This is a genomic window from Streptomyces europaeiscabiei, assembly GCF_036346855.1.
In the GTDB taxonomy this organism is placed as follows: domain Bacteria; phylum Actinomycetota; class Actinomycetes; order Streptomycetales; family Streptomycetaceae; genus Streptomyces; species Streptomyces europaeiscabiei.
This window is the reverse complement of sequence record NZ_CP107841.1, coordinates 2,982,714-2,996,978: the sequence shown is the minus strand read 5'-3', so window position 1 is coordinate 2,996,978 and position 14,265 is coordinate 2,982,714. Positions and strand designations below refer to the sequence as shown.

At 70.8% G+C, this 14,265-nt stretch carries 12 protein-coding genes and 1 pseudogene; 7 read left to right on the top strand and 6 right to left on the bottom strand.

The features are described from left to right. Positions 1-183: 183 nt before the first annotated feature. Complete coding sequence (gene panB, locus OG858_RS12985; RefSeq protein WP_328544897.1) at positions 184-1,050, bottom strand: 3-methyl-2-oxobutanoate hydroxymethyltransferase; 867 nt, start codon at positions 1,048-1,050, stop codon at positions 184-186. Between the two features lie 626 nt (positions 1,051-1,676). Here panB and OG858_RS12980 point away from each other — a divergent pair. From OG858_RS12980 to OG858_RS12960, 5 genes are all read left to right on the top strand, one after another. Beyond that, positions 1,677-3,254, top strand: a complete 1,578-nt coding sequence (locus tag OG858_RS12980) for an MFS transporter (RefSeq protein WP_086749196.1) — start codon at positions 1,677-1,679, stop codon at positions 3,252-3,254. 109 nt (positions 3,255-3,363) lie between these two features. Continuing rightward, a complete protein-coding gene (locus OG858_RS12975; protein ID WP_086749197.1) occupies positions 3,364-3,999 on the top strand; it encodes a TetR/AcrR family transcriptional regulator in 636 nt (211 codons plus the stop codon). A gap of 182 nt (positions 4,000-4,181) precedes the next feature. Continuing rightward, positions 4,182-5,231, top strand: coding sequence for an endonuclease/exonuclease/phosphatase family protein (locus OG858_RS12970; protein ID WP_086749198.1), 1,050 nt, complete (start codon positions 4,182-4,184; stop codon positions 5,229-5,231). A 138-nt stretch (positions 5,232-5,369) separates the two neighbouring features. After that, on the top strand, positions 5,370-6,605 hold the full coding sequence (locus OG858_RS12965) for an MFS transporter (RefSeq protein WP_319064611.1): 1,236 nt from the start codon (positions 5,370-5,372) through the stop codon (positions 6,603-6,605). A 210-nt stretch (positions 6,606-6,815) separates the two neighbouring features. Further along, entirely contained in the window at positions 6,816-7,358 is a 543-nt protein-coding gene (locus tag OG858_RS12960) for a GNAT family N-acetyltransferase (protein ID WP_328545342.1), read from the top strand. A 20-nt stretch (positions 7,359-7,378) separates the two neighbouring features. Here the strand turns inward: OG858_RS12960 and OG858_RS12955 are convergent, their stop codons facing one another. The 4 genes and pseudogenes from OG858_RS12955 to OG858_RS12940 all read right to left on the bottom strand — a co-directional run bounded on the left by OG858_RS12955 (position 7,379) and on the right by OG858_RS12940 (position 11,278). Next, the gene (locus OG858_RS12955; protein WP_328544898.1) at positions 7,379-9,133 is read right to left on the bottom strand and encodes an NAD+ synthase; all 1,755 of its coding nucleotides are present in this window, start codon (positions 9,131-9,133) and stop codon (positions 7,379-7,381) included. A gap of 84 nt (positions 9,134-9,217) precedes the next feature. Then, positions 9,218-9,814, bottom strand: a pseudogene (locus tag OG858_RS12950) (hypothetical protein); the annotation flags it as partial. Positions 9,815-9,970: 156 nt separating this feature from the next. Beyond that, positions 9,971-10,591, bottom strand: coding sequence for a DUF305 domain-containing protein (locus OG858_RS12945; RefSeq protein WP_086753030.1), 621 nt, complete (start codon positions 10,589-10,591; stop codon positions 9,971-9,973). 27 nt (positions 10,592-10,618) lie between these two features. Further along, on the bottom strand, positions 10,619-11,278 hold the full coding sequence (locus tag OG858_RS12940) for a DUF3105 domain-containing protein (protein ID WP_086753028.1): 660 nt from the start codon (positions 11,276-11,278) through the stop codon (positions 10,619-10,621). Positions 11,279-11,682: 404 nt separating this feature from the next. Between OG858_RS12940 and glnA the strand changes: the two genes are divergently transcribed. Next, positions 11,683-13,044, top strand: a complete 1,362-nt coding sequence (glnA, locus tag OG858_RS12935) for a type I glutamate--ammonia ligase (RefSeq protein ID WP_037693979.1) — start codon at positions 11,683-11,685, stop codon at positions 13,042-13,044. A gap of 115 nt (positions 13,045-13,159) precedes the next feature. Then, the gene (locus tag OG858_RS12930; protein WP_086753026.1) at positions 13,160-13,657 is read left to right on the top strand and encodes a hypothetical protein; all 498 of its coding nucleotides are present in this window, start codon (positions 13,160-13,162) and stop codon (positions 13,655-13,657) included. A 28-nt stretch (positions 13,658-13,685) separates the two neighbouring features. Here the strand turns inward: OG858_RS12930 and OG858_RS12925 are convergent, their stop codons facing one another. Next, positions 13,686-14,249 carry a DUF4291 domain-containing protein gene (locus OG858_RS12925; protein ID WP_086753024.1) on the bottom strand — a complete coding sequence of 188 codons (564 nt, stop codon included), beginning with the start codon at positions 14,247-14,249 and terminating at the stop codon, positions 13,686-13,688. Positions 14,250-14,265 lie beyond the last annotated feature (16 nt).

Below are 14,265 nucleotides of genomic sequence, written 5' to 3'. Positions count from 1 at the left end.
TTCAGGCCCGCAGGGCCGGATCTTTGAGGGCCGCGGGGAACTGGGCCACCAGCCCTCACCCGACCCGCACCGCCGACGAACCCGCACCCCCCTCCCGCGCCACCAAGTACAAGGCCGCAGCCCGCCGACGGGGGAAGATCGGCGGGCTGCAGTGGTACCACAGTGGCTCAACGGCCCTCGGGCCTAGTGGACGGAGTGCTCCTCCGTCGGGAACGTCCCGCCCACGACGTCCTCCGCGAACGCCTTCGCCGCGTCGCCCATGACCGTCCGCAGATCGGCGTACTGCTTCACGAACTTCGGCATCCGCCCCCCTGTCAGCCCGAGCATGTCGGTCCACACGAGGACCTGCGCGTCGGTGTCGGCGCCCGCGCCGATCCCGACGGTCGGGATGTGGAGCACCCGCGTGACCTCCGCCGCCAGCTCCGCCGGAACCAGCTCCAGGACGACCGCGAACGCGCCCGCGTCCTGGACGGCCTTGGCGTCGCGCAGCAGCTGCTGCGCGGCCTCCTCGCCCCGGCCCTGCACGCGGTAGCCCATGGCGTTGACGGACTGCGGGGTGAGGCCGATGTGGGCCATGACGGGGATGCCCGACTCGACCAGCAGCTCGATCTGGCGGTGCGACCGCTCGCCGCCCTCCAGCTTGACCGCGCCGACCCCGGCCTCCTTGACCAGCCGGGTCGCCGAGCGCAGCGCCTGCACCGGACCCTCCTGGTAGGAGCCGAAGGGCAGGTCGCCGACGATCAGGGCACGGCTGGTGCCCCGTACGACGGCGGCGGAGAGCATGGTCATCTCGTCGAGGGTGACGGGCACGGTCGACTCGTAGCCGAGGTGGCAGTTGCCCGCGGAGTCGCCGACGAGCATGACCGGGATACCGGCCTCGTCGAAGACGGACGCGGTCATCGCGTCGTACGCGGTGAGCATGGGCCACTTCTCGCCGCGTTCCTTGGCGAGGGCGATGTCCCGGACGGTGATACGGCGTGTGCCCTTGCCCCCGTACAGCGCCTTGCTGCCGTCGGAGGGCTTCGTCTGGGCAGCCAAAAGCTGTGTCATCGCTACAGCTCCTTCATGTCATCTCGAGGCACCCTGACGGCGTCCCCGGACCGCTTCCATGGTGGCACCTCGGGCAAGTGAGGGCTAGGGGAGGTCGGTGTGACCGTTCAGGCATGCGGCGTACACCGGCCCGCGGTGCGTGCCGACCCAACGTGTGCACCGGCCCGCGGTGCGTGCCGACCCAACGTGTGCACCGGCCTGCGGCGTGCACCGGCCTGCGGCGTGCACCGGCCTGCGGTGTGCACCGGCCTGCGGTGCGTACGGGCCTGCGGTGTGCACCGGCCTGCGGTGCGTACGGGCCTGCGGTGTGCACCGGCCTGCGGTGCGTACGGGCCTGCGGTGTGCACCGGCCTGCGGTGTGCACCGGCCCGCGGTGCGTGTCGGCCCGCGGTGCGTGTCGGCATGCGGCGTACACCGACCCGCGGTGCGTGCCAGCCCGCCGTGTGCACCGGCCCGCGGTGCCTGCATGCGGCGTACACCGACCCGCGGTGCCTGCCGGCCCGCCGTGTGTACCGGCCCGCGGTGTGTACCGCCCGCGATGCGTACCGGTTGCGATGCGTAAGAGTGGGGTAAAAGATTTTCGATACGAGACGGTCCCGTATCGAAATAGGTCTAGGGTCGACGTCATGACTACCGCAGTCCCTGACTCCCGCATACCGGCGGTGGTGCACCGGCGCCGCTGGGTGATTCTCGGTGTGCTGATGCTGAGCCTGCTGATCGTGGTGCTCGACAACTCGATCCTCAACGTCGCCATCAAGACGATCTCCACGCCGGAGCCCACCGGCCTCGGCGCCACCCAGAGCGAGCTGGAGTGGGCGATCAACGCCTACACGCTCGTCTTCGCGGGGCTGCTGTTCTCCGCGGGCCTGCTCGGCGACCGGCTCGGCCGCAAGAAGGTGCTGCTCGGCGGACTCGTCGTCTTCGGCATCGGCTCGGCCCTGGCCGCCATGTCGGGCTCCCCGGCGGAGCTGATCGCCTTCCGTGCCGTGATGGGCCTCGGCGCGGCCTTCGTGATGCCCGCCACGCTCGCCGTCCTGATGAACGTCTTCGAGCGAGACGAACAGCCGAAGGCCATCGGCATCTGGGCGGGCGGCGTCGGTCTCGCCATCGCCATCGGCCCGATCACCGGCGGAGTCCTCCTCGACCACTTCTGGTGGGGCTCGGTCTTCCTGATCAACGTGCCGATCGTCGTCCTGGCGCTGGGCCTGATGATCTGGCTGGTGCCCGACTCGCGCGACCCCGCCCCCGGCCGCATCGACCCCGTCGGCGTGGTGCTCTCCGTCGTCGGCCTCGTCCTCCTCGTCTACGGCATCATCCGGGGCGGCCAGCTCGCCGACTTCACCGATGCCACGGTCCTCGCCACCGTCGGGGCCGGCCTCGCGGTCCTCGCCGCCTTCGTGGTGTTCGAGAAGCGCAGCGACCACCCGTCCATCGACATGACGTTCTTCCAGAACAAGGTCTTCTCGACCGCCATAGGCGTCATCGGCGTGGTCTTCTTCGCGCTGATGGGCGTGACCTTCTTCTCCGTCTTCTACACCCAGACCGTGCGCGGCTACTCCCCGCTGCAGACCGGTCTGCTGATGCTGCCGCTGGCCGTCGCGCAGCTCGTCTTCGCGCCGCGCGCCCGGCTCGTCGTCGACCGCTTCGGCAACAGCGCGGTGTGCACGGCGGGCATGACGCTGATCGCCGGGATGCTGGCCGCGTTCGCCGTACTGGACGCGGACACGCCGATCTGGATCCTCGAAGTGATCTTCTTCTTCATGGGCGTGGGCATGGCGCACGTGATGACCCCGCTGAGCGTGGTCATCATGCAGGCCCTGCCTCGCGAGAAGGCCGGCTCCGCGTCCGCGCTCAGCAACACCTTCCGCCAGGTCGGCGGCGCCCTCGGCATCGCCGTCCTCGGCTCGGTGCTGTCCACCGCCTACCGGAACGGCATCGAGGACAAGCTGCCCGCCGGCTCCCCGCACGCCGCCGCCGAGTCCATCGAGGCCACCCTCGGTCTCGCCGCCCGCCTCGGCGAGCGGGGCGAGGCCCTGGTCGGCCCGGCCCACGACGCCTTCCTGCACGCCATGCACGTGACCGCCCTGTGCGGAGCCGGCATCGCCCTGATCGGTGCCGTGGCGATGGCGGTGTTCCTGCCGGGACGGGCGAAGGGCGGCCAAGAGGGCAAGGGCGAGACGGAGTTGGTCGCCGCGGACCACTGACCGGCGCCCGCGTACGGCACCCCCACCGCCGTACGCGGGAGAGAATCACCCCGGACACCCGGAGCACGACAGCGCCGGCACCCGGAGAACGACAGAGACGGAGCCGACCTTGAGCCTCGCCGAGAGCCACGCCGGAGACGGGCGGGTCCGGGACGGGAGTCCCGGACGCGGGCGGCCGCGCAGCGAGGCCGTGGAGCGGTCCATCGTCGAGGGAGTGCTGAAGCTCCTCGAAGAGGGCGTGCCGCTCTCGGAGTTGTCGATCGAACGGGTGGCCCGCACGGCCGGCGTCGGCAAGGCGACCATCTACCGCCGCTGGAGCGGCAAGGAGGCGCTCTTCGTCGACGTACTGCGCGCCGCGGAACCCCCGGACCCCGTGCTGCCCGGCACCTCGATGCGCGACGACCTGGTCGTCGTCCTGGAGGCGGCACGCCAACGCGGGCTGCTCAACCGGCCGTCGGCGATCCTGCACAACGTCATCGCCCAGATGAAGAGCAGCCCCACGATCTGGAACGCCTACCACGCGGACGTCGTCGCCCCCCGCCGCCGGGCCCTCGCCGACGTCCTGCGCCGGGGCCGGGACAACGGCGAACTCCGCGCCGACGTCGACATCGACCTCGTCGGCGATCTGGTCTTCGGACCCATGCTCGTCCGCACCGTCATGCGCCCGGACGCCCCCCTCCCCGAGAATCTCGCGGAGAACATCGTCGACACGGTGCTCGAAGGACTTCGTCCTTCTGCGAGCTGAGTCACAGTGATGTGCGCGTTTCGTTACAGACGTCGGGACCTGTCCACCGGTTCGGAACTCCGAACAGCGCGTTGTTCGTCCTCGTTCCGTACGGCCGCCATGTGGCGGCAGGATCGACGGCGATCATCCCCTAGGGTCTTTAGGCGCGGGGGACGAAGCGCACGGCAGGTTGTGAGGACGGTATGGCGCAGGCGTACATGACGGAGACGGGCGACGGCGGCACGGGTCAGGGCCGCGAACAATCCCGGCTCCGGCGCCTGCTGGACCGCCTCTTCGGCGGCTGGAGAGGGGACCGGCGGATCTGGCGGCGCGGCATCGTCCTCGCCGTTCTCGCTGTCCTCGTCGCACTGTTGATGGTGCTGCACGCCCAAGTCCCCAACGCCGTCGGCAACCTCGGCAGCCTGACCGAGACGTTCCTGCCCTGGCTGGGCGTCGCGATCCCGCTGCTGTTCGTCCTCGCGCTGGTCCGCAGGTCGGCGACCGCGCTCGTCGCGCTCCTCGTGCCCCTGGTCGTCTGGCTGAACATCTTCGGCGGACTGGTCTCCAGCAAGACCGGCAGCGGCGGTGACTTCACCGTCGTCACCCACAACGTGAACGCGGACAACGCCGACCCGTCCGGCACGGCCGGCGAGGTCGCCGCCTCCGGCGCGGACGTGGTGGCACTGGAGGAACTGACCGAGAGCGCGATGCCGGTGTACAAGAAGGCCCTGGCGGCGACGTACCCGTACCACGAGGTCGTCGGCACCGTCGGGCTGTGGAGCAAGTACCGGATGAGCGACACCAAGCCCGTCGACATCAAGCTCGGCTGGGAGCGTGCGATGCGCTCGACGGTGGCGGCGCCGGACGGGCCCGTCGCCGTGTATGTCGCCCATCTGCCCTCGGTACGGGTCAAGCTGGAGGCCGGGTTCACCGCCCGCCAGCGCGACAAGAGCGCCAACGCCCTCGGCGAGGCCATCGCCGACGAGCCGATCCAGCAGGTCGCCCTCCTCGGTGACCTCAACGGCACCATGAACGACCGCGCCCTGAACGCCGTCACCGCCCAGATGCGCTCCACCCAGGGCGCCGCGGGCAGCGGCTTCGGCTTCAGCTGGCCGGCGGCGTTCCCGATGGCCCGCATCGACCAGATCATGGTCCGGGGCATGGAGCCGACGGCCTCGTGGACCCTGCCGGAGACGGGCAGCGACCATCTTCCGGTGGCGGCGCGGGTGACGATCGACACGTCCGGGAGCTGACCGAGCTGGTGGGACGGCCGGAGGCGCGGAGGGAATAGGGCCCGGGTTCGAGTTTGTTCCGTCAGTGAACATACGATGGGGACCGAATCCGATTCCCCTTCCCCTGCCCTCCTGCTGTCTTTGAAAGGTCTCTCCGCCATGCCCTTGGCCCTGCTCGCTCTCGCCGTAGGCGCCTTCGGAATCGGCACGACCGAGTTCGTCATCATGGGCCTCCTCCCCGAGGTCGCCGGCGACCTCGGCATCTCGATCCCCGCCGCCGGCCACCTCGTCTCGGCGTATGCGCTGGGTGTCGTCATCGGCGCCCCGCTGCTCGCCGCGGTCACGGCCCGGCTGCCCCGCCGCAAGGTCCTGATCGGGCTGATGGTCCTCTTCGTCGTCGGCAACGCCCTGTCCGCCCTCGCCCCCGACGAGCACTGGCTGCTCGCCGCCCGCTTCCTCAGCGGTCTCCCGCACGGCGCCTTCTTCGGCGTCGGCGCGGTCGTCGCGACCGGCCTCGTGGCACCGGAGCGAAAGGCCCGCTCGGTCTCGCTGATGTTCCTGGGCCTGACGATCGCCAACGTCGCCGGCGTACCGGCCGCGACCCTCGTGGGCCAGCACTTCGGCTGGCGGATCACCTTCCTCGGCGTGAGCGCGATCGGCCTGGCGGCCATCGCCTCCCTCGCGCTCCTGCTCCCGCACGACCGCGCGGCCGCCCCGACGACCGGCCTGCGCGGCGAACTGGGCGCCCTGCGCTCGCTGCCCGTCTGGCTCGCCCTCGGCACGACCGTCGCCGGCTTCGGCGCCCTCTTCTCCGCCTACAGCTACATCACGCCGATGCTCACGGACTCCGCCGGGTACGCCGGGACCAGCGTGACCCTGCTGCTCGCGCTGTTCGGAGTCGGGGCGACCATCGGCAACCTGGCCGGCGGCCGCCTCGCCGACCACTCCCTGCGAGGCACGCTGTTCGGCGGCCTGGTATCGCTGATCCTCGTCCTGGCCCTGTTCCCGGTCCTGATGTCCGCCCAGTGGAGCGCCGCCCTGGCCGTCCTGCTCCTCGGCGTCGCCGCCTTCGCCACCGGCTCGCCCCTCCAGCTGATGGTCATGGAGAAGGCCGCCACCGCCCCCTCCCTCGCCTCCTCCGCCAACCAGGCCGCCTTCAACCTCGCGAACGCAGGCGGCGCCTGGATCGGCGGCCTCGCCCTGGCGGCCGGCCTCGGCGCGACGGCCCCGGCGGTCGTGGGCGCGGGCCTCGCGGTGATCGGCCTGGCGGTCGCGGCCGTGGCCCTCACGGTGGACAACCGCCGGGCCGCCCCCGCACCGGCGCACGGCGGCCGGAGCCGCGGACGTGTGGTGGCGTCGCATGTGCCGGAGCAGTCGGAGACGGTGCGGGTCTGAGGCACGCACCGCGTGCCGCTCTCGCCCTCGACGGGTGACCAGGGCCCGCGTCCCGGAAAGCCCGGGACGCGGGCCCTGCGCGTTCCCCGAGATGTGGCGCCCCGGTGCGTAATCGCCTCGCGCGCGGGGCGCCTTGGATCTAGCCTCGCGGCCATGACGGCACACGACACGACCGCGGGCTCACGGATCGCACCAGGCGGCGCGGGGACGGTGATCAGGCGGGAGACCGCTGACGATCACCGAGCGGTGCGCGAGGTCCATACGCGCGCCTTCGGTGACGGCGAGCGGATTCCCGGGCTCGTCGAGGCGCTCCGCGTCACGGAGGCCGCGCCGCCGCCGATGTCCTTCGTCGCCACCGTCGACGACCGGGTCGTCGGACACGTCCTGCTGAGCGGGGCGCGGCTGGACGCTCCGCGCCGGATCGTGGACGTCCTGTCCCTGTCGCCGCTGGGCGTGCTCCCGGAGTTCCAGCGTCAGTGCATCGGCACCCGGCTCGTCGCGCACGCTCTCGCGGCGGCCGACAGCCAGGGCGTGCCGCTGGTGTTCCTGGAGGGTTCACCGCACTACTACGGCGCGCGCGGCTTCGAGGGCGCGGGCGCGGCGGGCTTCCGCTCCCCGTCGCTGCGTATACCGGAAGCCGCGTTCCAGGTGGCCCGTCTGTCCGCGCACGAGCCGTGGATGACGGGCACCTTCGTCTACTCGGAGGTCTTCTGGGCCTTCGACTGCGTCGGGCTGCGCGACCCCGAGGCCTGAGGGACGCGGCTGCCCCGCAGCTACGCCCGCTCCCGCCACCGGTTCGTGATCGGCAGCCGCCGGTCCTTCCCGAAGCCCTTCGGGGAGATCTTCGTGCCCGGCGGGTACTGCCGCCGCTTGTACTCGGCGGTGTCGACCATCCGCAGGGTTTTGCTCACCAGCTCCCGGTCGAAACCGGCGGCGACGATCGCGTCGGCACCCTGGTCGCGGTCGACGTAGAGCTCCAGGATCGCGTCCAGGACCGGGTAGTCCGGGAGGGAGTCGGTGTCGACCTGGCCGGGGCGGAGTTCCGCGCTCGGCGGCTTGGAGATGGAGTTCTCCGGGATCGGCGGGGTCTGGCCCCGCTCCGCCGCCGCCCGGTTGCGCCACTCGGCGAGGCGGAAGATCGACGTCTTGTACACGTCCTTGATGGGGCCGTACGCGCCCACGGAGTCGCCGTACAGCGTCGAGTACCCCACCGCCAGCTCCGACTTGTTGCCGGGCGCCAGCACGATGTGGCCCTCCTGGTTGGAGATGGCCATCAGCAGCGTGCCGCGCAGGCGTGACTGGAGGTTCTCCTCGGCCAGGCCCGTCAGCTCGGTCGACGACATGTACGCGTCGAACATCGGCGCGATCGAGATCGTACGGAGGTTGAGGCCCGTCCGGCGCGCCAGCTCCGCCGCGTCGCCCTTGGAGTGGTCCGAGGAGTACTTCGACGGCATCGACACGCCGTACACGTTCTGCGCGCCCAGCGCGTCGCACGCGATCGCCGCGACGATCGCCGAGTCGATACCGCCGGAGAGCCCGATCAGCACCGACGTGAAGCCGTTCTTCGCCGCGTACGCCCGCAGGCCGACCACCAGCGCCGAGTACACCTCCTCGTCGTCGTCGAGGCGCTCCGCGTACCCGCCGGTCAGCTCCGGCTCGTACGCGGGCAGCGGCTCCTCGGAGATCACGAGCCGGTCGATGCGCAGACCGTCGTCGACGACGCCGGTCACGGGATCGGCCGCCGCCGCCGGGAGGTCCAGGTCGAGGACCACACACCCCTCCGAGAACTGCGGCGCCCGTGCGACCACTTCGCCGTTCTTGTCGACGACGATCGAGTCGCCGTCGAAGACCAGCTCGTCCTGGCCGCCGATCATCGCCAGATACGCGGTCGTGCAGCCGGCCTCCTGGGCGCGCTTGCGGACCAGTTCGAGGCGGGTGTCGTCCTTGTCGCGCTCGTACGGCGAGCCGTTGATGGAGAGCAGCAGCCCCGCGCCTGCGGACCGGGCCGCCGGGACACGGCCGCCGTCCTGCCAGAGGTCCTCGCAGATGGCGAGGGCGATGTCGACGCCGTGCAGCCGTACGACGGGCATGGTGTCGCCGGGCACGAAGTAGCGGAACTCGTCGAACACGCCGTAGTTGGGGAGGTGGTGCTTGGCGTAGGTGAGCGCGACCTCGCCCCGGTACAGCACCGCCCCGGCGTTGCGCGGGGCGCCCGCCGGCTGGCCGAACCTCGGCGAGGCGGACTCGGAACGGTCGAGGTAACCGAGGACCACCGGCAGCTCCCCGAAGCCCTCGTCGGCGAGCCGCGCGGCGAGCGCCCTCAGCGCGGAGCGGGAGGCCTCCACGAAGGACTGGCGCAGCGCCAGGTCCTCGACGGGATACCCGGTCAGCACCATCTCGGGGAACGCCACCAGATGCGCTCCCTGCTCGGCGGAGTGCCGGGTCCAGCGGACGACCGCCTCGGCGTTCGCGGCGATGTCGCCGACCGTCGAGTCGATCTGATTCAAAGCGAGACGAAGTTGAGGCACGGGGCCCAGTGTAATCGTCAGAGCGACGCAATGGGGTGTGGGGCGCCCCACGTTCGGAGCGCCCCACGGATCCCGTCGCGACCCCTACCGCCGGTACGACTCCACATAGCCCTTGGCGGGCGACCCCACCCCGGTCACGTCGTCGTACCCGCGCACGGCGTGCAGGGAGCTGTCGGCGCCCAGGGTGCGTACGGAGGTGGCGAGCCCGTCGGCGGTGTCGTAGCCGCTGACGAAGTCGACACGGGCCACCGCGAGCCCGGCGCCGCCCGCCGGGTTGTCGGTGACGTCGTGGAACACCTTCGCTCCGTGCGCCGAGCCCCCGTGCGTCGGGCCCCCGTGCGTCGGGCCCCCGTGCGTCGGGCCCCCGTGCGTCGGGCCTCCGTGCGCCGAGCCCCCGTGCGTCGGGCCCCCGAACGACGACGAGACGTACCGGGCGTAGATCGCCGGGTTGGCGAAGCCCGGCGGACGGCCGCCGTGGGCCTCCTGCGCCAGTGCCTGGACGCCCGCGACGACCGGCGCGGCGAGCGAGGTGCCGCCGATCCGGTACTCGCCGTACGCCTGCCCGCCCTCGGGGAGGGTCTGCGTCTGCCCGATCAGGAACCCGGTGTTCGGGTCGGCGATCGCCGCGATGTCCGGCACCGTACGCATCGGCGCGGCCCCGTTCGCCGTCGCGAGCGCCTCACGCCAGGGAATGGCGGCGGGCACGGCTGGGCCAAGAACCCCCCAAGCGAACGTATGGAAACGTACGGAAGCCCCAAGGAACCGTACGCGCAAGGGAATTGCGACATACGTCCCCGGGGCCTCAGGGGTGACCGGTCACTTCGACCGGAGGGCTACCTACCGTGGCGCGGCGCCCCGGTCCTTGAGCATCCCCGTCATCAACGAGATCTCGGACTCCTGGGCGTTGACCATGCCCTGCGCGAGCTTCTTCTCCACGCCGACCGTGCACTTGGAGACGCAGCCCTCCGCCATGTGGACGCCGCCCTTGTGATGGTCGGTCATCAACTGGAGGAAGAAGATCTCTGCCTGCTTGCCGTTGAGCTTGCCGAGCTTCTCCATCTCGGTGTCGGTGGCCATGCCCGGCATCAGCGAACCGTCCTCGCCGGAGGCCATCGAGCCCATGCCCATCCAGGCCATCGGCTGCTGCGACGACACCTTCGGCAGGCCCCACAGATCGAGCCAGCCGATCATCATGCCGCGCTGGTTGGCCTGCGTCTGCGCGATGTCGTACGCGAGCCGCCGGACCTCCTCGTCGTCCGTCCGGTCGCGCACGATGTACGACATCTCGACGGCCTGCTGGTGATGGACGGCCATGTCCCGGGCGAACCCCGCGTCGGCGGAGTCGGCGGCGGGGGCCTTCAGCCCGGACTCGTCGCCGTCGGCGACCGCGTACGTGATCGCTCCGGCCGCGACGAGTACCGCCGCGGCCCCGGAGGCGATCCAACCGATGTGCTTCATGCTTCCCACTGTGCCAGGCCGCTGCCGCTAGGAGACGCCGTTGGTGCAGGCGGCACCCGGCTCGGGCGTCTGCTCGCCCTGGACGTAGGACTCGAAGAACTTGTCGACGTTCGGGTCCTTCGCGCTCGTCACCGTGCGCTGGTGGCCCCACGCACTGAGCATGATCGGGTCCTTCTGGTCCTCGACCGGGCTCATCAGCGTGTACGGGGTCTTCTTGACCTTCTCCGCGAGCGCCTTCACGTCGGCCTCGGAGGCCTTGCTGTTGTACGAGACCCAGACCGCGCCGTGTTCCAGGGAGTGCACGGCGTTCTCGTTCTTGATCGCCTTGTCGTAGACGTCGCCGTTGCAGTTCTGCCAGACCGGGTTGTGGTCGCCGCCCACCGGGGGCTCCATCGGGTACTTCACGCTCTTGGTGACGTGGTTCTGGGTGAGCTTGGTGCTCCAGGTCTTGACGCCGTCCGACCCGGTCTTCCACTTGCCCGTGGCCTTGGAGTCGCTCGCGGTGCTGCTGCTGTCGTCGGACTGCGAGCGGATCAGGACCGTCCCGCCCACGACGAGGCCGGCGACTATCAGCACGCTGGCGCCGATCGTGAGGATCCGGGTCCGGCGCTCACGGGAACGCTCGGCACGGCGCATCGCCTCGATGCGCGCCTTGCGGTCCCCGCTGCTGTTGGTCTTGGCGGCCATGGGGTGTGTCCTTAGTGGGGGATGGGTCGGATGGGACGGTCGGATCAGCTGATCGTAAGTTGATCCGCTCCCTCTCGTAAACGAGGGATCCCGCCTCCCATGCTGCCCGCCGGCACCCCGGGCTGCCCACGGAACGACACGGGCGTTACGGATGTCGGCGCGAGCAGGCAAGATGGGCGGCAGAGCGGTTGAGCGGCGGAGCGAGCGGTACACCCCCACAGCGGGAGGTAAACCTCGGGAGGTACACCCGCCGTATGCCGGGCGTTCGACTGGAGGTCGGTTTGCCGATCAAGGTGCGCAACGCGCATGAAATGGTGTTGTGGTGGGATGCTCAGGTGCCCGACCGTCTCCCGTCGCTCGGGAGCAAGGCGGCCTGACCAGCAAGGAATGGGTGGAAGCGGAAGATGGACAAGCAGCAGGAGTTCGTGCTCCGTACGTTGGAGGAGCGCGACATCCGTTTCGTACGCCTGTGGTTCACGGACGTCCTGGGCTTCCTGAAGTCCGTCGCCGTGGCCCCCGCCGAACTGGAACAGGCGTTTGACGAGGGCATCGGCTTCGACGGCTCGGCCATCGAGGGCTTCGCCCGGGTGTACGAGTCCGACATGATCGCCAAGCCGGACCCGTCGACCTTCCAGGTCCTGCCGTGGCGCGCGGAGGCCCCCGGTACCGCCCGGATGTTCTGCGACATCCTCATGCCGGACGGCTCCCCGTCCTTCGCCGACCCGCGCTACGTCCTCAAGCGCGCCCTGGCCAAGGCCTCCGACCTGGGCTTCACCTTCTACACCCACCCCGAGATCGAGTTCTTCCTCCTGAAGGACAAGCCGGTCGACGGCTCCCGCCCGACCCCGGCCGACAACTCCGGCTACTTCGACCACACCCCGCAGAACGTCGGCATGGACTTCCGCCGCCAGGCGATCACCATGCTGGAGTCCATGGGCATCTCGGTCGAGTTCTCCCACCACGAGGGCGCACCGGGCCAGCAGGAGATCGACCTCCGCTACGCCGACGCGCTGTCCACCGCGGACAACATCATGACGTTCCGCCTGGTCATGAAGCAGGTGGCGCTGGAGCAGGGCGTCCAGGCGACGTTCATGCCGAAGCCGTTCAGCGAGCACCCGGGCAGCGGAATGCACACGCACCTGTCGCTCTTCGAAGGCGACCGGAACGCGTTCTACGAGTCGGGCGCGGAGTACCAGCTCTCCAAGGTCGGCCGCTCCTTCATCGCGGGCCTGCTGAAGCACGCGGCCGAGATCGCCGCCGTGACGAACCAGTGGGTCAACTCCTACAAGCGCATCTGGGGCGGCTCCGAGCGCACCGCCGGCGCCGGCGGCGAGGCCCCCTCGTACATCTGCTGGGGCCACAACAACCGCTCCGCCCTGGTCCGGGTCCCCATGTACAAGCCCGGCAAGACGGGCTCGGCACGGGTGGAGGTCCGCTCCCTGGACTCCGGCACCAACCCGTACCTGGCGTACGCCATGCTCCTGGCCGCCGGCCTCAAGGGCATCGAGGAGGGCTACGAGCTCCCGCCGGGCGCCGAGGACGACGTCTGGGCCCTCTCGGACGCGGAACGCCGCGCGATGGGCATCGAGCCGCTCCCGCAGAACCTGGGCGAGGCCCTGACCCTCATGGAGCGCAGCGACCTGGTGGCGGAGACCCTGGGCGAGCACGTCTTCGACTTCTTCCTGCGCAACAAGCGCCAGGAGTGGGAGGAGTACCGCTCCGAGGTCACGGCCTTCGAGCTGCGGAAGAACCTGCCGGTGCTGTAGGCGCCGGGCGGCAGGCGCGGACGCGGAAGGGGAGCCCCGGTCACGGGGCTCCCCTTCCGTGTGCCGGTGGGAACCGGCATGATGATCGACATGAACGCATCCCGACGAAAGGCCGATGCCGCGTAATCGGCCCGGCGCGCTGCGCGCCGCCCAGCGGCTCCGAGGAGACCGTCCCCTGAACCGGGACAGCCCACCACGGAGCCGGATCCACGGACTCTCGGCCCGCACCAGCGCCTCCGTGCACCGCTACGAGGCGCTCTCGGCCGACTACGACGTCTTCCCCGGCATGACCGCCTCCGCCCTGCGGCGCTACCGAGCCTTCGTGGGGGCGCAGGGACGCCGGCCGCGCTACCCGTTCCTGGACGACTGCGGGTGCCGCGCCTGCGCCCTCAGGGACATCAGGCATGTCCGCGACATGCTCGGCACGGTCCTGCGCCACCTGCCCCCGCGGCCCCGCGCCGAACTGGGTCGACTGGTCGCGTCCCTCGACGTCCGCTACCTGGAACGCACCTTGCCGGACCCGTTCGTCCACGTCCGTCGGGGGTGGCGCCCGTATGTCTGGTGGTATCGCCGCCTCGAAGGCTGCCGCTACGCCGCGACGGGGACCGTGTGACGTGCGACCGCCGCTCCCGGTGGGCGGCTCAGCGCGGAGTGCGAAGGCCGGCCAGCGCCGGGGGCAGTGGGTAGACGCGTTCCGGGGGCAGCAGACGCTGGGCCTTGTCGGTCCGGCCGGTCTGCACCAGGGTCGCGGCTTTGCGGACCTGGGGGGTGAGGTCCGTGAGACCGACGATCCACTCGTCGGTGAAGGTCCGGATCAGATGGCGGCCGATGCCGACCTGGATGCTGTAGTGGTTCAGCGCGGCCCCGCGCGGCGAGCGCTCCGGGTCCCACTGGACATGGACGGCCGCCCCCGCCACGGCCGCCGGGTCCGCCGTCGTCAGCACGGCCCGGGACAGCGCCTCCTCCCAGCCCTCCCGGGTGATCCGCACCGCGAGCACCCGCTCCTGGCCGGGCTTGCGGGCCCAGTTGCTGCGGTGCATCAGCCACAGGAACGACGGCTTGATCCACGTCATCCGACGGAACGAGAACGGCTCGACGAAGCGGCCGGCCCGCAGCGCCGCGTCGGCGACGGCGGGTGCGTACGCCTGGTAGACGACGATCGTCCGGGCGTCGTAGTCGGCACGGATCTCATACTGGGGCGCCATGCGCGGCACCCTGCCA